Genomic DNA, 21,647 nt, shown 5'->3' with positions numbered 1-21,647 from the left:
TTGATAAAATTTCCAAAAGATTTTCTTTGGGGAACTGCTACATCATCATACCAAATTGAAGGAGCTGTAAATGAAGATGGGAGGACTCCTTCCATATGGGATACATTTTCAAAGACAGAAGGGAAAACCTATAATGGCCACACAGGAGATGTAGCCTGTGACCATTACCACCGCTATAAGGAAGATGTAGAGATATTAAAAGAAATAGGAGTAAAAGCTTACAGATTTTCAATTGCATGGCCAAGAATTTTTCCTGAAGAAGGCAAATATAACCCTAAAGGAATGGACTTTTACAAGAGGCTAATAGATGAATTATTAAAAAAAGATATAATGCCAACCGCAACAATTTATCATTGGGATTTACCACAATGGGCGTATGACAAAGGAGGGGGGTGGCTAAATAGGGACAGTGTAAAATGGTATGTAGAATATGCCACGAAACTATTTGAAGAATTAGGGGATGTAATACCTTTATGGATAACTCATAATGAGCCATGGTGTTCCTCAATATTAAGCTATGGAATAGGAGAACATGCGCCAGGGCACAAAAACTACAGAGAGGCACTAATAGCAGCTCATCATATACTACTTTCCCATGGAGAAGCAGTAAAAGCCTTTAGAGAAATGAATATAAAAGGGAGTAAGATTGGTATAACACTAAACTTAACCCCTGCATATCCAGCCAGCGAAAAAGAAGAAGACAAATTAGCAGCCCAATATGCTGACGGATTTGCTAACAGATGGTTTTTAGATCCAATATTCAAAGGCAATTATCCAGAGGATATGATGGAATTATATAGTAAAATAATTGGAGAATTTGACTTTATAAAAGAAGGAGATTTAGAGACTATAAGTGTTCCGATAGATTTTCTTGGAGTCAATTATTATACAAGAAGTATTGTAAAATACAACGAAGATTCCATGCTAAAGGCAGAGAATGTACCGGGTCCAGGTAAGAGGACGGAGATGGGATGGGAGATAAGCCCAGAGTCTTTGTATGACCTTTTAAAAAGGCTAGATAGAGAATATACAAAACTGCCTATGTATATCACAGAGAATGGAGCAGCATTTAAAGATGAAGTGACAGAGGATGGAAGAGTACACGACGATGAAAGAATAGAATACATTAAAGAGCACTTAAAAGCAGCAGCAAAATTTATAGGAGAAGGAGGTAACTTAAAAGGATATTTCGTATGGTCGCTGATGGACAATTTTGAATGGGCCCATGGATATTCAAAAAGATTTGGGATAGTTTATGTGGATTATGAGACGCAAAAGAGAATATTAAAAGACAGTGCATTGTGGTATAAAGAGGTAATACAGAAAAATTCTATTGAGTAGTAAATGATAAAAAGCAAGAAGAGGCTGTTAAAAATTTGATTGTCAAACAGCCTCTTCTTCTTTTATTTACCTCTTCTTTAATGAAACGAGTCCCATTATTAAAAGCGAGACGAGAACTATACTTCCACCGGGGGATAAGTTTAAGTAAAAGGATAGAAATATTCCTGAAAAAACTGATATAAAGGAAAAGAGTATTGCATAAAATATTGTCTGTTTAAAGCTTTTGGCGATTCTTAAACTTGCAGCAGCCGGTATTACCATTAGTGCTGAGACTAAAAGCGCACCTACAATTCTCATGGCGAGGGCAACAGTTAAAGCTACTAGTATTGTAAAGAAGAAATTGATATAGCTTACGGGTATCCCTGAAATTTTTGCGGCTTCTTCATCGAAGGTGATGTACAATAACTCTTTGTACAGCAACATAATTGACGCCACTACAACGATACCGAGAGTTGAAATCAAAAGGACGTCAGTGTTTGTTACAGACACAATACTTCCAAACAGATAATTCATTATGTTGGCTGCGCCGCCACGAGATAAGCTCAAAAGAATTATGGCAATTGCCATTCCTGCAGACATTACTATGGCTATTGATATTTCTGAATACCTGAAATATGCCTTCCTCAGTCTTTCTATTCCAAAAGAAGCTAAAAGTACTACAATTATGGAACCTAATGTAGGATTTATTCCAAGTAAAATACCTGCTGCCACTCCTGCTAAAGCAACGTGAGAAAGGGTGTCTCCTATTTGTGAAAGCCGTCTTAGGACAAGAAAACTACCTGTTAAAGGTGCAATTATTGAAATAATGCTTCCGGCTATAAATGCTCTTCTCATAAATTCATAGGAAAAAATATCAATCATTTTTAACACTCCCATTGTGATGATGTTTTGTTATTTTTACTGGATATCCATATACTTCAGCTAATTCTCCTGCTGTAAGGTCGACGGCTTCACATTTTTCATTTATTTTACCTTCACTCATGCATATTATCCTTGATACTTTATCAGTAATTGCCCAAACGTCATGGGTTACCATTACTATAGTTATACCTTTTTCTTTATTTAATTTTTCAAGGATAGCGTATAAAGCCTTTTCAGACTTCGCATCAATTCCCGTTGTAGGCTCATCCAAAAAAAGTATTTCTGGTTTTACAACTAAAGAGCGAGCTATGAAGACCCTTTGTAGTTGTCCCCCTGATAGCCTTCCTATTAAACTATGCTTATAATCGAACATGTTTACAATTCTTAAAGCTTCATATACTTCTTCCCAATCTTTTTTAGAAAGTCTTTTAAATATTCCTTTCTTTGCGTATAATCCCATTGATACTACTTCTTCTACACTGGCAGGAAAAGAGGCATTAAAGGAATAAGACTTTTGGGGTACATAACTTATAAAAGACCTATTTTTTATATTTTGCAGCTTTACTCCATCGTACAAAACTTCACCAGAAGTGGGAATGAGATTTCCTACCATAATGTTGACTAAAGTGCTTTTTCCGGACCCATTAGGTCCGATGATTGCAACAAATTCTCCTTTATTTATTTTTAAAGAGATATTATTTAATATTTTTTTAGTATCATAAGCAAAGCTGACATTCTTAAGTTCAACCAAGTTCATTTTCACCTACTCCAATCCTTTTTTTAAGTTTTCAAGGTTTTGTTTCATTAAAGAGATGTAATCTCCTTTTTTCTTTATATCTTCTTTAGTAAGCCCTTCGATTGTGCTAAGAGGCAAAACTTGTACTCCTGTCTCTTTTGCTATAGTCTGTATAGGCTTTGGAGAAGTCAAGGGTTCTGTGAAAATGTATTTTATATTTTTACTTTTTATAAGATTTATAATTTCTGTCATTCTAGCAGGGCTTACCTCTGCTTCTTCATCTGAACCTACTAATGCTTCTTGCTTTAAGCCATAGTCTCTTGCTAAATAATCAAAAGCGCGGTGGTATACAATAAAGGTTTTGTGCTTTGTCTGTGAAAGAGTCTCAGTGTACTCTTTATCAAGAGTTTCTAATGTAGTTTTTAAATTTTGATAGTTTTTTTCAAAATAATCTTTATCATTCGGAAAGGTCTTTTGCAAGGCTTCATTTATGTTTTTAGCCATTATCAAGGTCTCTTTAGGAGAAAGCCATATGTGGGGATTTGTCTCGTTGCCTTCGACAATTGGAGTTATGCCTTTTGATACTTCATAAAATGTTACATTTGGAGCATTGGTTTTTATTTTGTCAATCCAAGAGTCCATTCCCAAACCTAAGTAAAGGATAGTTTTTGCCTTTGTCATTTCTGCCACGTCTTTTGTGGCAGGTTCCCAATCGTGGGGTTCGATTCCTGGCGGTATTATAGTTCTTACTGTTATTTTGTCACCACCAATTTTTGATGCAAGGTCATAAATTGGGTAAAAAGATGCATATACTACAGGTTTTGAAGATTCTACTGTTTTTGTGCCACAAGAGGTTATACCTAAAATTAAAGTCATGATAAGCAGTATAGCGATTAAAGTTTTTTTCATAAATATTACCTCCTATAGTTAGTTTTTATTGCTCCTGCAATCTTTGCAATAACCAACGATTTCTATTTTGTGGTCTACAATTTCAAAGTCTTTTATCTGGTTTATCCAAAGTTCGAGAGGGCATATGTCTAGTTCAAAGATTTTGCCGCATTTTAAACATCTCATGGTATGACTGTGTATTTCTTTTCGCATTACATACATAATATTATTGCCAATTGTCGTTTCATTTAAAATATTTATATCTTTCAAAAGGCTTAAATTGCGATAAACTGTGTCAATACTTACTTGAGGAAAGACTTCTTTTACTTTTTCATAGATTTGTCTCACAGAAAGATACCCCTGCTGATTTAACATGATATCCAGTATTAATTCCCTTTGAGGAGTTAATTTGTAATTGTGCTCTTTTAATTTTTTTATTGCCTCTTGCTTATGCATTTTAATCACAACCCTTTATTAAATAAGAAATATTTCTTAATTAAGATGATATTACAATTTAGCAAAAAAGTCAATAGGAAATTTGCATAAATTTAAATTAAATGTTAACTTTTACATATACTATTGAAATTTCAGAAAATGTTTTCTATAATAAAAAAATAAGGTAAAATTTATTTGGAAAAAGGTGATAGGATGGAATATGCAAAAATATTAGAAGACGTAAGGAATAACATTGAAAAAGTGATAGTAGGGAAAAGAGAAGTAATTGATTTAATGCTTACAGCTTTAATATCTTCAGGACATATTCTTTTAGAGGATGTGCCAGGAGTTGGTAAAACTACTATTGCCAAAGCATTAGCTAAATCTATTAGTTGTGAGTTTAAGAGGGTGCAATTTACTCCCGATTTACTTCCTAGCGATTTGACAGGGATAAATGTTTACAATCAAAAACTCAATGAATTTGAGTTTAAAAAAGGCCCTTTGTTTACCAATATATTGTTAGCTGATGAGATAAATAGAGCGACACCCAGGACTCAATCCAGCCTTCTTGAATGTATGGAAGAAAGGCAGGTAACTGTAGACGGTGTCACTTATCCTTTAGACAAACCCTTTTTTGTTATTGCTACGCAAAATCCTATAGAAAGTTACGGCATTTTTCCTCTTCCCGAGGCTCAAATAGATAGGTTTTTGATGAAAATAAAAATGGGATATCCCAAAAGAGAGGAAGAGCAGAGAATAATAGACCTTTTTGATAAAGGTAGTCCCTTAGAGAATATTCAGCCAGTTTGCAGCAAAGAGGATATAATAAAAATGCAAAAAGAGTATACCAATGTGTATGTGGAAAAAGATGTTGCCAATTATATTTTAGATATAATTGAAAGGACAAGAGAAGATAGGGAGATAGAATTGGGAGCAAGCCCAAGGGCTACATTGGCTTTTTATAAATCTTCTCAAGCTTATGCTTATATAAAAGGAAGAGATTTTGTGACACCAGACGATGTAAGGTATATTGCACCATTTGTGCTTTCTCACAGAATTATTTTAAAAGGGGTAGGTAAACTTAAAAATTTAAAGGCGGAAGATGTAGTGAAAAGAATCTTAGAAGAAGTTCCAATCCCTCTTGAAAAATAGAAATTAGGTGGTTTTGAAAATGAATGCTTTGTGGTTTATTCTTGTTGTGGCTTTTGTATTAGCCATGCAAGCTAATCTTTATAAAAAATACATTTTTAAGGATTTGAAAATAGAACGGAAATTTGAAAATCCAGCTATTTTTCCTGGAGAAAAGACAACGCTTAAGGTTACACTTGTAAATAAAAAAATTTTCCCTATTACTTATTTGAAGTTACAGCAAAAGATTCCTGTGGAACTTCAAATGGTAAAATCATCTATGGTGGAAAATAATGATAAAGTTAAGTATTTTCACACTACAGTGCTTTCTATGATGCCTTTTCAGAGGATTACAAGGAAATTTGAAATTGTAGGTATAAAAAGGGGAGTATACAATCTTTTTGACCCCGTTAAAGTTTTTTCTACCGATTTATTTGGCAGTGAGGAATATGAAAGTGAAATATTGGCTCATGCGAGACTGGTGGTTTATCCTAATCTAATAGATTTGAATAGTTCTTTTGTTGTGGCTGATTCTCTTCAAGGAGACGTGTTTGTAAGAAGATGGATAATAGAAGACCCTATTATGATAAGTGGAATCAGAGATTATACTCCTTCTGACAATTATAAAGACATAAATTGGAAAGCCACTGCCAAAAATCAGACATTAAAAGTGAATAAATATGATTATACAGCAGATAAAAAAATAATGATATTGTTTAACATTGATTTTCACAGGTATCTGTTTAAGACTATTGACCTACAAGAGTTTGAAAAGGCAGTGGAAGTAGCAGCTTCTTTATCAGTGGATTTATTAAAAAAAGGCATTCCTGTTGGATTTTCTACAAATGCTATCTGCCTTTTTGAGGGGGATTACAGTATTATAGAGCCTTCTGCAGGAGAATCTCAGATTTCAAAGCTTCTTGAGGTTTTTGCAGGTTTGTCTTTTTTTAAGAGATATGACCTTGAAGAAATTTTAAGGGTTATGACAAATCATTTGTCATGGGGCACAGATTTAGTGGTTGTAACGCCTTTTGTAGATGATAAAGTTGTAAATGCTCTTTCTGACATAGGAAATACAAAAATTTCAATTGTTTCAATAAAGCCTAATGAAATTGGTCATTTGCCAACAAATATTAAGTTATTCTTTTATAATGAAGAGGGGAAGCAACTTGAAACTGTGGGATAGAGAAAAGTTTGTGAGGACGTTTTTGACAGTTTTAGACGGCATGATGGTATTTTTAATTTACACCCTATTAAATGGGCTTTTTATTAGAGAAAAAGGTATTTCCTTTGGAATAATCCTTCTAGTTTCTTTAATAAGCGGGGTTTTTAACAATGCAGAAATTGAGATGAAAGAGAAAACTTATAAACAATTGAATTTAACTATAGGTGTTGTAATTAGCATTTTGTTGAGCGCAATAATTAGTGAAAATTATTATCAACTGGTGGCCATATTCATTGTGTTTTTGTATATTTGGTCAAGAGGAGTAAAAAACAGAGGAATCTTCGTTAATGATATGTTAAATGTGGAACAATTTTATAAGCAGTTAATAGGTCTATTTGTCATAAATATTGCGAACTATTTTATGCCTCCTGAAGATATATTGATAATCCCTAAATATAGCATTATTTATATTCTGCTCAGCATTTTTGTGCTTTTAGAAGTTAAAAATCTCAGATTCTCCGATAATAGGTCAAATAAAAGAGTTTCAACTTTTGAGTGGGCAGCAGTAAGCCTTATAATTTTAACTATGATTTTACTTTCTTCTCCTGCTGTGAGAGGATTTGTCTATCATTATTTGTATGAAGGCATTGTAAAAATTTTTGTTTATGGCGCTTCTTATTTAGCTTATGGTTTGTTTTTAATGTTGTCAAGGCTTTTTAGCCTGCTGCATATAGACGAAGAGTATTTTAAAAAGGCGATGGAGGAAGCCTTAAAACAAGATAATAGTAAGGAAAATATGTTTGAGGAGCAGATTCCTCAGGATTATGCTTGGCTTGTCCACATGATAAATGGAATAGCTACTTTATTAGCTGTTGTCATAATAATTGCTTTGATAGTATATATTGTAAAAGCAATAACAAAGCTACAAAAAGAAAAGCATGAAAGGGATTTTACAGAAGAAAAAGAGATTGATATAAAAATTGGGGATTTGCAAACATATAAAAAATTAAAAGGCATAAGCCAGAAAATAGCTGAAAATGTTCGAGAGCGAGTAAAAATTTATAGGGATTCGAGGGAAAGGGTAAGGTATTATTATAAAAGATTTTTAAAACACTTATACGAAAACAAAATTCTTGTAAAAGGCAACCATTCTAGTGAAGATGTTTATAAAAAAGTGGTGGAAGTTTTTCCTTTTGTGCATTCTGCAATGAAGGAAATTACAGCTCTTTACGAAAAAGTAAGATATGGAAATTATTATCCTCAATATGAGGAAGTAAAGGAATTTGAAATAAAGTTAAGAGAAATTATAAAAAATTTGAAACAAATTTAGATTTACTTTGTTGGAATAAATCGTATATAATAGTACTATAGAAAGTATTTAGAAAATAGTGAGAGGGGAATGGCAGTGAAAAATCCGCTAATTATTACATTGATTGTTTTGGCTGTAATAGCTGTATTAGTATTTGGGACAATTTATGGAACTTATAACCAATTAGTGGCGTTAGATGAAAATGTAAATAGTAAATGGAGTCAGATTGATAATCAGCTTCAAAGAAGGGCTGATTTAATTCCTAATTTAGTAGAGACTGTTAAAGGATATGCAGCACATGAAAAAGAGATTTTTGATAGTGTAAATAAAGCGAGAGAAAAACTTTTAAGTGCCAACACTGTTGCTGAAAAAGCAGCTTCAAATGATGAATTAAATACAGCATTGGGAAGGCTTCTTGCTATTGCAGAAAATTATCCTAATTTAAAAGCTGATGCAAATTTCAGGCAGTTAAGCGATGAACTAGCAGGAACTGAAAACAGAATAGCTGTAGCGAGAATGGATTATAACAATGCTGTTCAAGCTTATAACACCAAGATAAGGTCTTTTCCAACCTCTATCATCGCCAATATGTTTGGGTTTAAGGAAAGAGAATATTTTAAAGCAGATGAAGCAGCAAAGACTGTGCCTAAAGTAGATTTTTCCAAATAAGCATTCCTGCAATAAATTAAAATAGCCTTTGCAAAAATGGTTAATATTTTACTTTATCTCTGTTTTTTGCGGAGGTCCTCTTGTCAAAATGTTGAAGCTGATGGGTGCATTTTAACTGGTGTGGCTGCAGGCTGTGCTTTGCGGTACTACCTTATGCTGTAATTATAAAGGTGTTTTATAAACTCTTCGAACAGATTCGACTTGAACTTATCTTTATGATAAATGATGCTAAACTTCCTTTCAAACCTTATATTTTCAATGTCAACTTTTACGAGCCTACCGCCTCTTATCTCCTTTTTCACGGCCAGCCTGGATATGACCGAAACGCCTATATTAGCTTCGACGGCCTTTTTTATGGCCTCCGTATTGTTAAGAACGTATTTTATTCTGTACCTCACGTTATTTCTCGCCATGGTCTCCTCAAAGATCTCCCTCGTCCCACTTCCCTTTTCTCGCATGATTATATCCTCATTTTCAATCTCTGCGGGGCTGATGCTTTTTTTCTCTGCCCACCTGTGGCTTTTTGAGCATACAAGATATAGCTCATCATCTATATAGGGTGTTACAACAATGTCCCTTGAATGGACCGGACCTTCGACAATGCCAAGGTCTATAGAATTGTTAAATATCAGCTTTTCTATCTCTGCCGTGTTGCCAATCGTAAAGTAGACGTCGATACTGAACTTTTTCCTGAACTCGCCGATTATCTCCGGTAGCAGGTAAATTCCCACCGTTGTACTGGTTCCCACTCTCAGCCTTCCCATCCTCATGTTCTTCACATCATCAAGAGTACTCTCTGCTTCCTTGACAAGATTGAGTATCCGCTTTCCGTAACTATACAGGATTTCCCCAGCATACGTGAGACTGAGATTCCTACCTATCCTGTCAAAGAGTCTAACTTGGAGTTCTCCCTCCATCTGCGATATGGCCTGGCTGATAGCAGGTTGGGACATATAAAGTTTTTTTGCGGCAGCAGACATGCTCTTTAACTCGCAAACGGTTACGAAAATCTCTATATCCCTGAGGGTCACAACGATCACCTCATATAACCATAAAATTATCATTTTCATAATATCATAATACTTTACTAATGAAAAGATAAAAAACTCGGCATTCTTAAACTTTCTCAAGTCTTGTGTGTTGTTGGCCTTGTATAAATTATTATTATCATTGATATAACTATTTATTATTAGACTAAAATTTTTATGGGTGTTATACTTATATCAAAGTTAATTATTTAACGTTAATTATTTAACATAAAAATTTAAAAAAGAAAATTCTGAACATTCTGTTTGGACTTGAGGTACTGTTCCAGTTATTCAATCTGCCTTTTATATTTGTCGAGTTCTAAGATTGATGGTTTTTGTCAATCTTTTTGTATCTGGATTATAAAGAATATCAAATGATGTATATTGAGGAGGAAGAAGATGAGTTATTGTGTAAACATTAAAAGGATGAATGAAATCTTAAAAGAATTGCAAAAAGAGTATAAGGTATATGCTCCTGTCCGCTTTGAAAAGCGTGGTCGTTATTCAGACACTGATTTGATTCGATATGCAGAAATTAACTCAATTGAGGATGTAGTCTACGATGAGAAATCAGATTTTTCACCAAAAGAAGTGATTTATCCGATTACCCAGGCGCTATTCTACTTTACCGAATATGAATATATGGAAAGCAAGGTAGATGACAAAAAGATTCTGATATTTGCACGCCCCTGTGATATAAATGGCTTTAGACGACTTGATACTATCTTTCTCAAAAACGGAGGAACAGAAGATATTTACTACAAGCGTTTACGGGAAAAAGTAAAGTTTATTTTAATGGAATGCAAAGAAGGAGGTTGGGATAGTTGTTTCTGCGTCTCAATGGGTTCCAATAAAACCGACGACTACAGTTTAGCAGTTAGATTTGGCGATGATAAGATATTGGTAGAAATAAAAGACGATGAATTTACCAATTTATTTGCCGATGAAAGAGAAGTAGAATTTACCCCTGAATTCGTTACCTCTAACCCGACAAAAGTTAACATCCCTGAAATTGATAGCCATGAATTATTAGAAAAAATTTATGATCTCGATATGTGGAAAAGTTATAATTCAAGATGTATAAGCTGTGGAGCCTGTACCGCTGTGTGCATAACCTGCAGCTGTTTTAACACATTAGACGTAATATACACAGAAAACGGAAAAGTTGGTGAGAGGAGAAGGGTTCAGGCTAGCTGTATGCACGAAGATTTCACGACAATGGCAGGTGGACTGAGTTTCAGGAAAACCGCGGGAGAGCGGATGAGGTTCAGAACTCTGCATAAAATTTATGACTATAAACTTCGTTTCAAAGACGAGTACATGTGTGTAGGATGCGGGCGATGTGATGAAAGATGTCCTGAACTAATATCTTTTCCGGCTACCATTAATCGCCTGTATGATGAAGTGGAAAAACTCAAAAAAGCGGAGACAACAAATAAAGATATAAGGTAAACAGCATCAATTGAGGAGGTAAAGTAAATGAGTGAAAATATAATGCTTCCAGTTCCCCATAAAATAATCGATATTATACACGAAACAGAAAATGAATATACTTTCAGAATAGAAACCAATGCAAAGGTAAAACATGGACAATTCTTTCAGGTGTCTTTACCTAAAATCGGAGAAGGCCCTATATCGGTAAGTTCGATGGGAGATAATTGGGTAGAACTCACCATACGGAAGGTAGGAAAACTTACCAATGAAATATTTAATTTAAAACCCGGTGATAAGATATTTATGCGAGGCCCTTATGGTAATTCATTCCCTGTAGATGATTTTAAGGGTAAGGATCTAGTTGTCATTGCCGGTGGAACTGGGGTTTCTCCTGTTAGAAGCCTTTTAAAGTATTTTTATGAACATCCAGATGAAATACACTCTCTGTATTTCATTGCGGGATTTAAGGACGAAAAGAGTATACTGTTCAAAGAGGATTTAAATAATTTTAGAAGCAGGTTTAACACAATTTATACTCTTGATAAAGATAAGATAGAAGGCTTTGAGGTTGGCCTTGTTACAGAACACATTAAGAAAATACCATTTGACAGCTTTGAAAATTACAATGTAGTAATTGTAGGTCCTCCTGTTATGATGCACTTTGCCGCTTTAGAATGTTTAAAGAACGGTGTAGCAGAAGATAAAATCTGGTTATCTTTTGAAAGGAAAATGTCTTGTGGCGTCGGCAAGTGTGGCCATTGCAAGATAAATGAGACATATGTTTGTCTGGAAGGGCCTGTCTTTAATTATACTAAAGCAAAAAATCTGTTGGATTAATCGGAGGGATAATTATATGAGTTACGATATAGATGTAAAAAAGGTTCGAAGAAATTGTTATCGTCAGTCAAAAGTGCGGGGGGAGTTCATGCTCCAGATACGCGTTCCCGGCGGTGTTATAGATGCTAAATATCTGTCATTTTTTCAGCATATTGCGGAAACTTGGGGAAACGGAGAATTTCACCTGGGAGTCAGACAGACAATTTCAATACCAGGGATCAAATATGAATATATAGATGAGGTTAACAAATATATAAGACCATATATCGAAGAAATTGAAGTAAATTTATGCGGCGTTGATATGGCAGTTGATGACAACGGGTATCCGACCATAGGAGCTCGTAATATAATGGCTTGCATAGGTAATCGTCATTGCATATATGCTAACATTGATACAACCGACCTGGCCAGAAAAATAGAAAAGATTATATTCCCCAGCGATTATCATATAAAATTAAATATATCAGGATGTCCTAACGACTGTGCTAAAGCTCACGTTAGTGATATCGGTATAATTGGTATTACAAAGCCGGAATACGATTATGAGCGCTGTATAGGGTGTAAAAAGTGTGTAGAAGCGTGTGCTCATCATGCAACGCGTGTTTTATCTGTAGAAAAAGGAAAAATCGTGAAAGATACCTGCTGCTGCGTCGGCTGTGGCGAATGCGTCCTAGTGTGTCCAACTGGTGCTTGGACCAGGAACCCTAAAAAATTCTACAGAGTATTGATCGGCGGCAGAACAGGAAAGCAAACACCTCGTATGGGAAAAATCTTTTTAAATTGGGTTACAGAAGATGTGGTTTTAGGTGTACTTAAAAACTGGGAGACATTTTCTGCTTATGTTATGAACAACAAACCTGAATACATCCATGGTGGACACCTTATTGACAGAGTGGGATATAACAAATTTAAAGAAATGATATTAAAAGATGTTAAACTAAACCCAGAAGCTATGGTGGCTGAAAGGGTATTATGGACAGAAACCGAATACAGGTCTAATTTTAATGTAAAACCCGTAACCCAACGTTAAGTTGGCATGGAATAGTGAAGGAATCAAGACGTACACAGGTGCACGAAAAGATCTAGAATAAGGCAGGCGAATAGGATTGATGAAAGAAATTGTAGATTCTCATGTACATGTTTCATTACTTCCATTCGAAGGATGGAAGAGTATGGCGCTGGCCGGAGTAAGGAAAATTATTGGCTGTTCCCTATTTTTTGGGGCAAAACATGCAGAAACACTCTTTGATCATTTCCATCAGATGTTAACTCTTTCTATAAGTAATGCCGCTAAAAATGATATTAAGCTTTACGTGGCCATTGGCATTCACCCCATGGGAATACCGGACGACTGGCCCAGGGTGATCGACGCTCTTCCATCCTACCTTAAAATGAGTGGTGTCATTGCTTAATCATCTGGAACGCTTCCAACGAGGTGTACTAAATAGCGATTACAGCAATCTAAAACCCAATGATCTGCTGAGCGTACCCAAGACCGTTTGGTACTTAGAATTGAACGGAGCTTCTCCTGAAGTCATTGCTCGAATTGCGAGATACAATGCTGAAGAAGTTTTTGGTATTTAAACGCTCAGCAATATAATTTATTACTAAGTCATAGTATTTAAAAACCAACCTACTTAGTGGTAAATCCATAATAAAGGAGAGAAGAGTATGCCACTCAACAATGACCAAGATGAATTTCTTGATTTAACAATCCTCACCTACCTCAAAAAGCTTGGGCCGGAATATGCGAAACTTTTGGCGAGGCGCCTAGGTTTATCATTAGAAGAAAGCAGAAAGCGACTTCAAAGTTTGGAGGAGAGAGGACTAATCAAGCGAGTGGAAAGAAGAATAGTTAAATATTACCATCGACGACGAAAAAGTGTTAAGCATCGCAATCACACATATTATGAGCTCACTAGGGAAGGGGAACTTTTTCTAAGACAGGCGAGGAAGGAAATTGATATTAATTTTGACATCGAATACCCTAACAGATAAAATGACTTATTTGTGTTTGTTCAAGCTTGTTGGCCCTCAAGCGAAGTGGACTAAAATGCACAATATGATAAAATTTCTCTAGGTTATTGTGAAACCTCAAAAGGCTCTAAAAATAATTGGTTTCACAATAAATTAACCTAAAAGGGTCATATATGGAGGAGGATTTTAAAGTGAAATATGTTGATGTAGAAAAGATTAAAAAAGACTTTCCTATATTGAATGTTAAACCTCATGGTAAAAAGCTTATTTACCTTGACAATGCTGCCACAACTCAAAAGCCAATTGAAGTCATAAAAGCTATGGATAAATATTATGAAGAATTAAACGCCAATGTATACAGAAGCCCACACTATTTAAGCGCTCTTTCCACACAGGCTTATGAAGAGGCAAGAGAAAGAGTAAAAAAATTTATTAACGCAAAAAGAGAAGAGTCTATAGTTTTCACAAGAAATACAACAGAGTCTATAAACTTTATAGCCTACAGTTGGGGGATGAAGCATATAAACGAAGGAGACGAAATACTACTTACCATAGCTGAACACCACAGTAATATACTTCCATGGCAAATGGTAGCGGAAGCTAAAAAGGCGGGACTCAAATATGTCCACCTTGATGAGAATTTTAGGCTTTCTATGAAAGACTTTAAAGAAAAAATGTCTGACAAAGTAAAATTAGTTGCTGTGCAGCATATGTCAAATGTTTTGGGCATAATAAATCCTGTGGAGGAGATTACACATATTGCCCACAAATACGGCGCAAAAGTGTTAATAGATGGAGCACAAAGTGTACCTCATATGCCGATTGATGTACAAAGAATAGGCTGTGACTTTTTTGCTTTTTCTGGTCACAAGATGCTCGGACCTATGGGAATCGGTGTACTTTATATAAAAGAGGACTTGCTTTCTGATGTGCCTCCTTTTTTAAGAGGTGGAGAGATGATAGACGAAGTCTTTGAAGACCGTGCAACTTTTGCTCCCCCACCTCTTAAATTTGAAGCAGGTACTCCCAACGTAAAAGGGGCTTGTGTGCTTGTTTCTGCAATAGATTATATAGAAAAAATTGGGCTTTCCAATATTCATAATCACGAAGGCGAGCTTTTGGAGTATGGCCTTCAGAAAATGAAAGAATTAGACTTTGTAAAATTGTATGGCCCCAACGATGCGAAGGAAAGGGGAGGCTTAATTTCCTTCAATGTAGAAGGTGTCCATCCTCACGACGTTGCTACAATACTAGACGAAGAAGGAATTGCTGTAAGAAGTGGGCACCACTGTTGTCTGCCTTTAATGAGATACTTAGGCGTTCCTGCAACTGTAAGAGCAAGCTTTTATCTCTATAACGATTTTGAGGATATTGATGCCCTTGTGGAAGGACTAAAAAAAGTCAGGAAGTGGTTCAAATGAGCGATTTGAATCAGCTTTATTCTGAGGTTATAATGGAACATTACGAAAACTCTCCCCATGAAAAAGAACTTAAAGATGCTACCCACAAAGAAAGAGGTTACAATCCTCTTTGCGGCGACAATATTACTCTTTATTTAAAAATGAATGGTGACATTATAGAAGATGCTTCTTTCACGGGCCATGGGTGTGCCATAAGCCAAGCCTCAACCTCTATGATGATAGACCTTATAAAAGGGAAAGACAAAAAAGAAGCTTTAAGGCTTGTGCAACAATTTATAGACATGATGCACAAAAAAGATGTAAATCTTGATGAATTAGGTGATGCTCAAGTACTGCAGGGAGTATCTGACTTTCCTGCCCGCGTAAAATGTGCTTTACTTGCGTGGAAAACGCTTCAGGAAATTTTGTAAAAAAGAGATAAAAGTTTGATAATGTTCTTTTGACATGAATGCGAATATTTTTAAAATATGCCTCTTCCTATTTGAAGTCTAACGATTCTCAGGATAATAGTATAACTTTTTTTAAAAAGCCAGCATATTTTAAAAATTTGTGTTGATACTTATTATTATCTATGCTAATATACTAGACATGAACAGTAATACATTAAAATAGTTTAAATTTAGCGAAAGAATGATATTTTTAAAGCATTAAGTTAATTACAAAATATTAAGATAGGGAGAGGCAAAATGAAAAAGGGAATTTTTTTAATTGCAATTGCCTTTTTATTATTATTTAATTCCATAGCTTTTTCTGCACCTGATGTTCCATCTAAACCTATTCAGTTTAAATATGTATATGATTATGCGGGGCTTATGTCTCAAAATGATATAGAAGAGATCGAAAAAGTAGGGAAAGCTTTAGATGATGCCACAAAGGCACAAATAATAGTTGTTACAGTTGACAGCATTGGAGATTACCCAATTGAGGAATATTCTCTTAGCCTTTTTAGAAAATGGGGAATAGGAGACAAGGAGAAAAACAACGGTGTTCTCCTTTTAGTGGTAAAAGACAGACTTTTAAAAGGTCAGGCTGGAAAAGTGAGAATTGATGTAGGTTATGGCTTGGAAGGGGCAATACCGGATTCTGTTGCAGGAAGGATTTTAGACGATTTTGTTTTAACTTCTTGGGCAAAAGGCGAGTACTCTAAAGGCATATACGCCGGTTATATGGCTATAGCCTCAAGGGTTGCAAAAGAGTACAATATAGACCTTCAGGGATTGGATGCTTCCAAATACAGTGTCAATACAAGTAGCAATGATAGTGGTATATCATGGGAAGATATTGCTGTAGTGATTATACTTATTTTAATATTTATTATCTTTGGAAGAGGAGGAAGAAATATAAGAAGGGACTGGTGGGGTCCAGGAAGCTTTGGCTCAGGAGGATTTGGAGGCTTTAGAGGTGGTGGCTTTGGCGGCGGAGGTTTTGGCGGCGGGGGAGGCTTCGGCGGAGGTTCTGCCGGAGGCGGAGGAGCCAGCCGCTGAACTAGATATCTTAGTTTTTATCAAACTGAGGGAACTTTAGAAACACCCTCAGTTTGTTTTTTAAATTCTCTCAAATACAGGCTTTAAATCAATTACAAGGTCATCAAATATACTAACTTTTACTTTATCCTCTTCAGAATACATTTGGGGTCTTCCATAACGTCCTTCTTCAAGTGTGAATACCATAACCACCTTTTCATCAGGTTCTACAATCCAATATTCTTTTACCCCTGCTTTTTCGTATAAATTAAACTTTTCTATTTTATCTTTTTGACCAGTTGAAGGAGAAACTACTTCTATAATCAATTCTGGAACTCCATAATAACCTGTCTTTTTAAGTCTTGAATTATCACATATAATGATTATATCAGGCTGTACTACATTGATAGTTTCTTCATCTTTTTCATTTGCTTCTGGTATTCGCAAATCGAAAGGAGCAGTAAATACTCTGCAAGATTTATCCTGCAGATAGTTTGCAAATTGCCTTGCTAGATCTAACAATACTGCTTGATGTTGCCATGTTGGAGCTGCTTGTAGATAGGGAACACCATTAATAATTTCCCATCTTTCTTCTTCAGACCAGGTTAAATAGTCGGCATAAGTATATTTTTTATTTTTTTCGGGCAATGGCATAAAATACCCTCCATCATCTATCATTAACTTATATTATTATTTTAATTATATCACAATAAAAACAAGATAAAAGGGAAAAAATGATATATATTTATAGATGTAAGTGATATAATAAGGTTGAATTAGTTAAACTTAGAGGCAAAAGGAGATAAAATATGTCAAAAATAGAATTTATAGCATCTACTCTTTTTGGTGTTGAAGCAATAACTGCAAGAGAGGTAAAAGAGTTAGGGTATAAAGATGTCACTGTAGAGAATGGAAAAGTCACTTTTGTAGGCGATGAGATGGCTTTATGCCGTTCTAATCTTTGGATTAGAACGGCAGAGAGAATATACGTAAAAATAGGGGAATTTACTGCCACAACTTTTGAAGAACTTTTTGAAGGTACAAAGGCTCTTCACTGGGAAGATTGGATACCTGAAGATGGCAGGTTTCCTGTGGAGGGTTATTCAATAAAATCCAAGCTTTTCAGCGTGTCTGACTGTCAGGCAATAGTTAAAAAAGCTGTTGTGGAAAGGCTTAAGAAGAAATACAAAAAAGAATGGTTTGAAGAAAACGGCGCAACTTATAAAATAAAATTTTCATTAATGAAAGACAAGGTAACACTTATGATTGACACGAGTGGTGACGGTTTACACAAAAGAGGCTATAGAGTCATATCCAATGAAGCACCTTTGAGAGAAACTTTGGCTGCCGCTATGATAATGCTGAGCTTTTGGAAACCAGATAGACCTTTGATAGATCCTTTTTGTGGCTCTGGAACGATTCCAATTGAAGCAGCTATGATTGGAATAAATCTCGCACCAGGTTTAAAACGACAATTTGTTTCCGAAAAATGGTGGAGAATATCAAATAAATTATGGAAAGAAGCAAGAGAAGAAGCAGTTGGTGCTATTAAAAAAGATATAACTTTAAACATAAAAGGATATGACATTGACGAAAACGCCATCAAATTGTCAAAAGACAATGCGCGTAAAGCTGGTGTAGAGAAATACATAACTTTTGAAAATATCTCATTAAAAGATTTAAAAACAGATGATAAATATGGTGTTATAATATGCAATCCTCCTTATGGTGAAAGGATGGGGAAATTAAAGGAAGTAGAAAAACTTTATAAAGAGATGGGAAAAGTTTTTAAAAAGCTTGACACATGGTCTTTTTATATACTTACTTCCCATGAAAAATTTGAGAAACTCTTTGGAAGAGAGGCTTCTAAAAAAAGAAAGCTTTACAATGGCATGTTAAAAGCTTACTATTATCAGTATTATGGACCAAAACCAGAAAACTAATTTTTATTGAGTTTTTTCTATGTGAGGGTTATAATAAAATATAAGATTATCGATAAAAATTGGTGGTGGAGTTATGGATAATGCAGTGAGGAAGAAAGCAAAAGAATATATAGATAGATTACCAGAAGACAAAGTAAAGGAAATTATTGATTTTATAGAATATTTAAATGAAAAAAACAAAAAAGAAATGGAAAAAGAAGACAAAGAATGGTTAAATGCGGAATTAACAGAACTTCCGGAGTATGACTGGGGAACTGAAGGTCCACCACAGGGTCGTCCCGTCAAATATATAGAAGGAGTAGGGCTAATTATTGAAGGAGGAAGACCTGATGATGAAAAATGATATAAAACCGGGAGACGTCCTCCTTCTTTCTTTTCCTACTCATATTCCAAAAGGGCATGAACAGGAAGGCAAAAGGCCGGTTGTTGTAGTAGCAGTACCAAAAGGACCTATGAGGTATCCGCTTATAATAGTAGTTCCATTAACGACACGAGATGGAGAATGGGCAAATCAAAATCTTAATTTGTACTATAGGATACCGGCAGGAAATGGTGGATTGCCAAAAGATTCAATTGCATTATTAGACCAAATACGTGCTGTAGATGTTGAACGCATTGAATCGTTCATTGGTTCTCTTAGAGGAGATATCCTTGACTCTATTATAAGAAACTTGATACATATTTTTCAAGGCAAATAGATAGCCATGAATAAGGGAATTGACTTAAATGATAAGTAGATGTAAAATATAGGTGTACAAGTGAATACAAAAAATCTTATGGTCTTGAGAAGTTAAAAGGGAAAGCGGTGAAAATCCGCTGCAGCCCCCGCTACTGTGAGCGAGGATGAAGCCCTAATAAGCCACTGCTTGGCACTCAAGAGATGTGCCGGGTGGGAAGGCAGGGTGGAAGATGAATCGCGAGCCAGGAGACCTGCCATAAGATTTCGGAAGTTCGCCTTCGGAGGGAAGGTGGAATGGAATTTTTATGCTTAATTTTGGCAAAAAAGGTCTACCTCCGTGGGGTAGACCTTTTTTTGATACTTGAAAAATTTAAATTAGGAGGGTACTTATGAGAAAATTTAAAGGTTTACTTGCTTTATTGGTAGTCTTTGCTTTAATGTTTTCACTGGCGGCTTGTTCAACAAACAATGCTACAAAGCCACAAGATACATCTCAAACAGCAACTGAAACTGTAAAAACACAGTTTCCTTTAAAAGTTACAGACTTTTTAGGAAGAGAAGTAACTATAGAGAAAGAACCCCAAAGGATAGTTTCTCTTGCACCTTCTACAACAGAGCTTATATATGCTTTAGGAGCAGGAAATAAAGTAGTGGGTGTTACAGACTTTGACAATTATCCACCTGAGGTCAAGGATGTACCCAAAGTGGGGGGGTTTAAAGGGCCAAATGTAGAAGCGATTACTGCTCAAAAGCCTGATATAATATTTGCTTCCACTCTTTCCGGTAAAGAGCAAATGGAATCTTTAGAAAAAATGGGTATACCTGTTGTAATGTTGGAGGCAAAAAACATTGACCAGATATACCAGTCTATAAGAATAATAGGCCAAATAACAGGAACTGAGAAAAAAGGCGAAGAGTTAATTAAACAAATGCAAGATAAAATAAAAGAAATAAATGACAAAGTCAAAGAGCTTCCAAAAGTCAGCGTATTTTATCTGGTATCTCTTGACGGAAACTGGACAGCAGGTAAAGGCACATTTATTGATGAGCTTATAAACCTTGCAGGTGGCAAAAACGTTGCAGAGGATGTAAATGGTTGGGCGCAGTACAGCGTAGAAGAATTAGTCAAGAAAAATCCTGATGTGATAATAACTTCTCCTCATGCAGGGGATGTGAAAGACATTAAAAACATGGCAGGATATAAAGATACTAATGCTGTTAAAAATGACAAAGTATTTGTGATAAGCAATGACGACATAATATCAAGAGCTTCTAATAGAATTGTTTTAGGACTTGAAGAAATCGCAAAATTCTTACATCCGGAGGCATTTAAGTAAAGTGGGAGTAAAAAAAGGGATGTATTTTGGTACAGCCTTTTCACTGCTTGTCTTTACCATGATTTTATCAATTTCTGCAGGGGCGGTAAAAATACCCCTGCAGGAGATTTTAAATGTTTTTTTGGGCGGTGGCAGTGAAACCTCTAGGACAATAATCCTTAATTTAAGACTTCCAAGAGCTATTGAATCTGCGATTGTAGGTATGGGACTTTCTGTTGTTGGGACATTTTTTCAAGGGCTTTTGAGAAATCCAATGGCAGACCCTTATGTATTGGGTGTATCATCAGGAGCGGCTTTTGGAGCTACTATTGCGATAATATTAGGACTTGGAATATTTGGACTTAGTTTTATGGCATTTATTACTTCTTTAATGACTGTATTTTTCGTATACACTATTTCTAAAACTGGCACAAGAGTATCCATGACCACAATGTTATTGGCAGGTATAGCTATAAGTGCTTTTATGTCTGCAATTATCTCTCTCATGATGCTTTTAAACCATGATGAGTTTTCTCGAATTGTTTTTTGGACTATGGGAGGATTTAGCCTCATAAATTGGAATAGTGTGGTCTTTACTACTCCTATAATAATAATTGGCTCTTTTATGATGTATGTATTTTCAAGGGATGTAAATGCAATATTGACAGGAGAAGAAGTTGCCGAACATTTAGGTGTCAACACAGAACTGGTCAAAAAAATAATTCTTGTGACAGGGTCATTAGTTACTGCAACAGCTGTATCAGTCGGTGGAATTATAGGTTTTGTTGGACTTATTGTGCCTCATATATCAAGGCTTATTGTAGGACCTGACAATAGAGTTTTGGTACCTTTTAGTGCAATATCAGGAGCAATATTTTTGACTTTTGCAGACCTATTAGCACGAGTTATTTTAAAACCAATGGAAATTCCAATTGGGATAATTACTGCGGCATTTGGAGGACCATTCTTTTTGTATCTGTTAATAAAGAGCAAACAAAAAAGTGAAGGAATGTGATG

Annotated in this window: 23 protein-coding genes, 1 pseudogene and 1 riboswitch; of the genes and pseudogenes, 18 read left to right on the top strand and 6 right to left on the bottom strand. The window is 35.3% G+C overall.

What is annotated here, in order from left to right:
* The gene (locus tag THEBR_RS09795) at nucleotides 1-1,341 is read left to right on the top strand and encodes a GH1 family beta-glucosidase (protein ID WP_012269661.1); all 1,341 of its coding nucleotides are present in this window, start codon (nucleotides 1-3) and stop codon (nucleotides 1,339-1,341) included.
* 66 nt (nucleotides 1,342-1,407) lie between these two features.
* Here the strand turns inward: THEBR_RS09795 and THEBR_RS09790 are convergent, their stop codons facing one another.
* From THEBR_RS09790 to THEBR_RS09775, 4 genes are read right to left on the bottom strand one after another with little or no spacing between them, the layout of a single operon-like run.
* The gene (locus THEBR_RS09790) at nucleotides 1,408-2,202 is read right to left on the bottom strand and encodes a metal ABC transporter permease (RefSeq protein WP_004399780.1); all 795 of its coding nucleotides are present in this window, start codon (nucleotides 2,200-2,202) and stop codon (nucleotides 1,408-1,410) included.
* The gene (locus THEBR_RS09785; RefSeq protein ID WP_004399781.1) at nucleotides 2,195-2,959 is read right to left on the bottom strand and encodes a metal ABC transporter ATP-binding protein; all 765 of its coding nucleotides are present in this window, start codon (nucleotides 2,957-2,959) and stop codon (nucleotides 2,195-2,197) included. The genes THEBR_RS09790 and THEBR_RS09785 overlap by 8 nt, the downstream gene beginning before the upstream one ends.
* A 6-nt stretch (nucleotides 2,960-2,965) precedes the next feature.
* Nucleotides 2,966-3,847 (bottom strand): metal ABC transporter substrate-binding protein, encoded by an 882-nt coding sequence (locus THEBR_RS09780; protein ID WP_012269660.1) that lies wholly within the window; start codon nucleotides 3,845-3,847, stop codon nucleotides 2,966-2,968.
* A gap of 18 nt (nucleotides 3,848-3,865) precedes the next feature.
* On the bottom strand, nucleotides 3,866-4,282 hold the full coding sequence (locus THEBR_RS09775) for a Fur family transcriptional regulator (RefSeq protein ID WP_003869866.1): 417 nt from the start codon (nucleotides 4,280-4,282) through the stop codon (nucleotides 3,866-3,868).
* A 192-nt stretch (nucleotides 4,283-4,474) separates the two neighbouring features.
* Between THEBR_RS09775 and THEBR_RS09770 the strand changes: the two genes are divergently transcribed.
* The 4 genes from THEBR_RS09770 (at nucleotide 4,475) to THEBR_RS09755 (ending at nucleotide 8,532) form a co-directional block, all read left to right on the top strand.
* Nucleotides 4,475-5,413 (top strand): AAA family ATPase, encoded by a 939-nt coding sequence (locus THEBR_RS09770; protein ID WP_012269659.1) that lies wholly within the window; start codon nucleotides 4,475-4,477, stop codon nucleotides 5,411-5,413.
* Between the two features lie 19 nt (nucleotides 5,414-5,432).
* Nucleotides 5,433-6,575, top strand: coding sequence for a DUF58 domain-containing protein (locus THEBR_RS09765; RefSeq protein ID WP_004399784.1), 1,143 nt, complete (start codon nucleotides 5,433-5,435; stop codon nucleotides 6,573-6,575).
* Nucleotides 6,559-7,884 (top strand): hypothetical protein, encoded by a 1,326-nt coding sequence (locus THEBR_RS09760; protein ID WP_012269658.1) that lies wholly within the window; start codon nucleotides 6,559-6,561, stop codon nucleotides 7,882-7,884. The genes THEBR_RS09765 and THEBR_RS09760 overlap by 17 nt, the downstream gene beginning before the upstream one ends.
* 75 nt (nucleotides 7,885-7,959) lie before the next feature.
* The gene (locus THEBR_RS09755) at nucleotides 7,960-8,532 is read left to right on the top strand and encodes a LemA family protein (protein WP_003867171.1); all 573 of its coding nucleotides are present in this window, start codon (nucleotides 7,960-7,962) and stop codon (nucleotides 8,530-8,532) included.
* Between the two features lie 146 nt (nucleotides 8,533-8,678).
* On the opposite strand, the gene THEBR_RS09750 is transcribed toward THEBR_RS09755, so the two are convergent.
* Nucleotides 8,679-9,563: a selenium metabolism-associated LysR family transcriptional regulator gene (locus tag THEBR_RS09750; RefSeq protein WP_012269656.1), complete on the bottom strand. Its 885-nt coding sequence runs from the start codon at nucleotides 9,561-9,563 to the stop codon at nucleotides 8,679-8,681.
* A 396-nt stretch (nucleotides 9,564-9,959) separates the two neighbouring features.
* Here THEBR_RS09750 and asrA point away from each other — a divergent pair, with 396 nt between their 5' ends.
* The 8 genes and pseudogenes from asrA to THEBR_RS09710 all read left to right on the top strand — a co-directional run bounded on the left by asrA (nucleotide 9,960) and on the right by THEBR_RS09710 (nucleotide 16,713).
* Nucleotides 9,960-11,012, top strand: a complete 1,053-nt coding sequence (gene asrA, locus THEBR_RS09745) for an anaerobic sulfite reductase subunit AsrA (RefSeq protein ID WP_012269655.1) — start codon at nucleotides 9,960-9,962, stop codon at nucleotides 11,010-11,012.
* A 27-nt stretch (nucleotides 11,013-11,039) separates the two neighbouring features.
* The gene (asrB, locus tag THEBR_RS09740) at nucleotides 11,040-11,831 is read left to right on the top strand and encodes an anaerobic sulfite reductase subunit AsrB (protein ID WP_003869858.1); all 792 of its coding nucleotides are present in this window, start codon (nucleotides 11,040-11,042) and stop codon (nucleotides 11,829-11,831) included.
* Between the two features lie 16 nt (nucleotides 11,832-11,847).
* Nucleotides 11,848-12,861, top strand: coding sequence for a sulfite reductase subunit C (gene asrC, locus THEBR_RS09735; RefSeq protein WP_004399788.1), 1,014 nt, complete (start codon nucleotides 11,848-11,850; stop codon nucleotides 12,859-12,861).
* Nucleotides 12,862-12,940: 79 nt separating this feature from the next.
* Nucleotides 12,941-13,415: pseudogene (locus THEBR_RS12810) on the top strand (hypothetical protein).
* Between the two features lie 87 nt (nucleotides 13,416-13,502).
* Nucleotides 13,503-13,829 carry a DUF2250 domain-containing protein gene (locus tag THEBR_RS09725; RefSeq protein ID WP_003867166.1) on the top strand — a complete coding sequence of 109 codons (327 nt, stop codon included), beginning with the start codon at nucleotides 13,503-13,505 and terminating at the stop codon, nucleotides 13,827-13,829.
* Nucleotides 13,830-13,999: 170 nt separating this feature from the next.
* Entirely contained in the window at nucleotides 14,000-15,229 is a 1,230-nt protein-coding gene (locus THEBR_RS09720) for a cysteine desulfurase (RefSeq protein ID WP_013570843.1), read from the top strand.
* Complete coding sequence (sufU, locus tag THEBR_RS09715) at nucleotides 15,226-15,639, top strand: Fe-S cluster assembly sulfur transfer protein SufU (protein ID WP_003869854.1); 414 nt, start codon at nucleotides 15,226-15,228, stop codon at nucleotides 15,637-15,639. Before THEBR_RS09720 ends, sufU begins: the two co-directional genes overlap by 4 nt.
* 276 nt (nucleotides 15,640-15,915) lie before the next feature.
* Nucleotides 15,916-16,713 carry a TPM domain-containing protein gene (locus THEBR_RS09710; RefSeq protein WP_004399791.1) on the top strand — a complete coding sequence of 266 codons (798 nt, stop codon included), beginning with the start codon at nucleotides 15,916-15,918 and terminating at the stop codon, nucleotides 16,711-16,713.
* 60 nt (nucleotides 16,714-16,773) lie between these two features.
* On the opposite strand, the gene THEBR_RS09705 is transcribed toward THEBR_RS09710, so the two are convergent.
* On the bottom strand, nucleotides 16,774-17,346 hold the full coding sequence (locus THEBR_RS09705) for a Uma2 family endonuclease (protein WP_004399792.1): 573 nt from the start codon (nucleotides 17,344-17,346) through the stop codon (nucleotides 16,774-16,776).
* Between the two features lie 155 nt (nucleotides 17,347-17,501).
* Here THEBR_RS09705 and THEBR_RS09700 point away from each other — a divergent pair, with 155 nt between their 5' ends.
* From THEBR_RS09700 to THEBR_RS09680, 5 genes are all read left to right on the top strand, one after another.
* Entirely contained in the window at nucleotides 17,502-18,635 is a 1,134-nt protein-coding gene (locus THEBR_RS09700) for a THUMP domain-containing class I SAM-dependent RNA methyltransferase (protein WP_004399793.1), read from the top strand.
* 73 nt (nucleotides 18,636-18,708) lie between these two features.
* Entirely contained in the window at nucleotides 18,709-18,978 is a 270-nt protein-coding gene (locus tag THEBR_RS09695; RefSeq protein ID WP_003871621.1) for a DUF2281 domain-containing protein, read from the top strand.
* The gene (locus THEBR_RS09690) at nucleotides 18,965-19,333 is read left to right on the top strand and encodes a type II toxin-antitoxin system PemK/MazF family toxin (protein WP_004399794.1); all 369 of its coding nucleotides are present in this window, start codon (nucleotides 18,965-18,967) and stop codon (nucleotides 19,331-19,333) included. Before THEBR_RS09695 ends, THEBR_RS09690 begins: the two co-directional genes overlap by 14 nt.
* Before the next feature lie 62 nt (nucleotides 19,334-19,395).
* Nucleotides 19,396-19,587, top strand: a riboswitch (cobalamin riboswitch).
* 116 nt (nucleotides 19,588-19,703) lie between these two features.
* A complete protein-coding gene (locus THEBR_RS09685; protein WP_004399795.1) occupies nucleotides 19,704-20,651 on the top strand; it encodes an ABC transporter substrate-binding protein in 948 nt (315 codons plus the stop codon).
* A 1-nt stretch (nucleotide 20,652) separates the two neighbouring features.
* The gene (locus THEBR_RS09680) at nucleotides 20,653-21,645 is read left to right on the top strand and encodes a FecCD family ABC transporter permease (RefSeq protein WP_012269652.1); all 993 of its coding nucleotides are present in this window, start codon (nucleotides 20,653-20,655) and stop codon (nucleotides 21,643-21,645) included.
* Nucleotides 21,646-21,647: the final 2 nt, after the last annotated feature.

Source organism: Thermoanaerobacter brockii subsp. finnii Ako-1, assembly GCF_000175295.2.
GTDB classification, from domain to species: Bacteria; Bacillota; Thermoanaerobacteria; order Thermoanaerobacterales; family Thermoanaerobacteraceae; genus Thermoanaerobacter; species Thermoanaerobacter pseudethanolicus.
Note: the sequence above shows the minus strand (reverse complement) of the source record. Positions and strands in the feature narration are given on the sequence as shown.

Bases quoted from the DNA above. Each gene is read 5' to 3' on its own strand.
- THEBR_RS09790 (WP_004399780.1), bottom strand. From the start codon at position 2,202: ATGATTGATATTTTTTCCTATGAATTTATGAGAAGAGCATTTATAGCC.
- THEBR_RS09785 (WP_004399781.1), bottom strand. From the start codon at position 2,959: ATGAACTTGGTTGAACTTAAGAATGTCAGCTTTGCTTATGATACTAAA.
- THEBR_RS09780 (WP_012269660.1), bottom strand. From the start codon at position 3,847: ATGAAAAAAACTTTAATCGCTATACTGCTTATCATGACTTTAATTTTA.
- THEBR_RS09775 (WP_003869866.1), bottom strand. From the start codon at position 4,282: ATGCATAAGCAAGAGGCAATAAAAAAATTAAAAGAGCACAATTACAAA.
- THEBR_RS09770 (WP_012269659.1), top strand. From the start codon at position 4,475: ATGGAATATGCAAAAATATTAGAAGACGTAAGGAATAACATTGAAAAA.
- THEBR_RS09765 (WP_004399784.1), top strand. From the start codon at position 5,433: ATGAATGCTTTGTGGTTTATTCTTGTTGTGGCTTTTGTATTAGCCATG.
- asrA (WP_012269655.1), top strand. From the start codon at position 9,960: ATGAGTTATTGTGTAAACATTAAAAGGATGAATGAAATCTTAAAAGAA.
- asrB (WP_003869858.1), top strand. From the start codon at position 11,040: ATGAGTGAAAATATAATGCTTCCAGTTCCCCATAAAATAATCGATATT.
- asrC (WP_004399788.1), top strand. From the start codon at position 11,848: ATGAGTTACGATATAGATGTAAAAAAGGTTCGAAGAAATTGTTATCGT.
- THEBR_RS09725 (WP_003867166.1), top strand. From the start codon at position 13,503: ATGCCACTCAACAATGACCAAGATGAATTTCTTGATTTAACAATCCTC.
- sufU (WP_003869854.1), top strand. From the start codon at position 15,226: ATGAGCGATTTGAATCAGCTTTATTCTGAGGTTATAATGGAACATTAC.
- THEBR_RS09710 (WP_004399791.1), top strand. From the start codon at position 15,916: ATGAAAAAGGGAATTTTTTTAATTGCAATTGCCTTTTTATTATTATTT.
- THEBR_RS09705 (WP_004399792.1), bottom strand. From the start codon at position 17,346: ATGCCATTGCCCGAAAAAAATAAAAAATATACTTATGCCGACTATTTA.
- THEBR_RS09700 (WP_004399793.1), top strand. From the start codon at position 17,502: ATGTCAAAAATAGAATTTATAGCATCTACTCTTTTTGGTGTTGAAGCA.
- THEBR_RS09695 (WP_003871621.1), top strand. From the start codon at position 18,709: ATGGATAATGCAGTGAGGAAGAAAGCAAAAGAATATATAGATAGATTA.
- THEBR_RS09690 (WP_004399794.1), top strand. From the start codon at position 18,965: ATGATGAAAAATGATATAAAACCGGGAGACGTCCTCCTTCTTTCTTTT.
- THEBR_RS09685 (WP_004399795.1), top strand. From the start codon at position 19,704: ATGAGAAAATTTAAAGGTTTACTTGCTTTATTGGTAGTCTTTGCTTTA.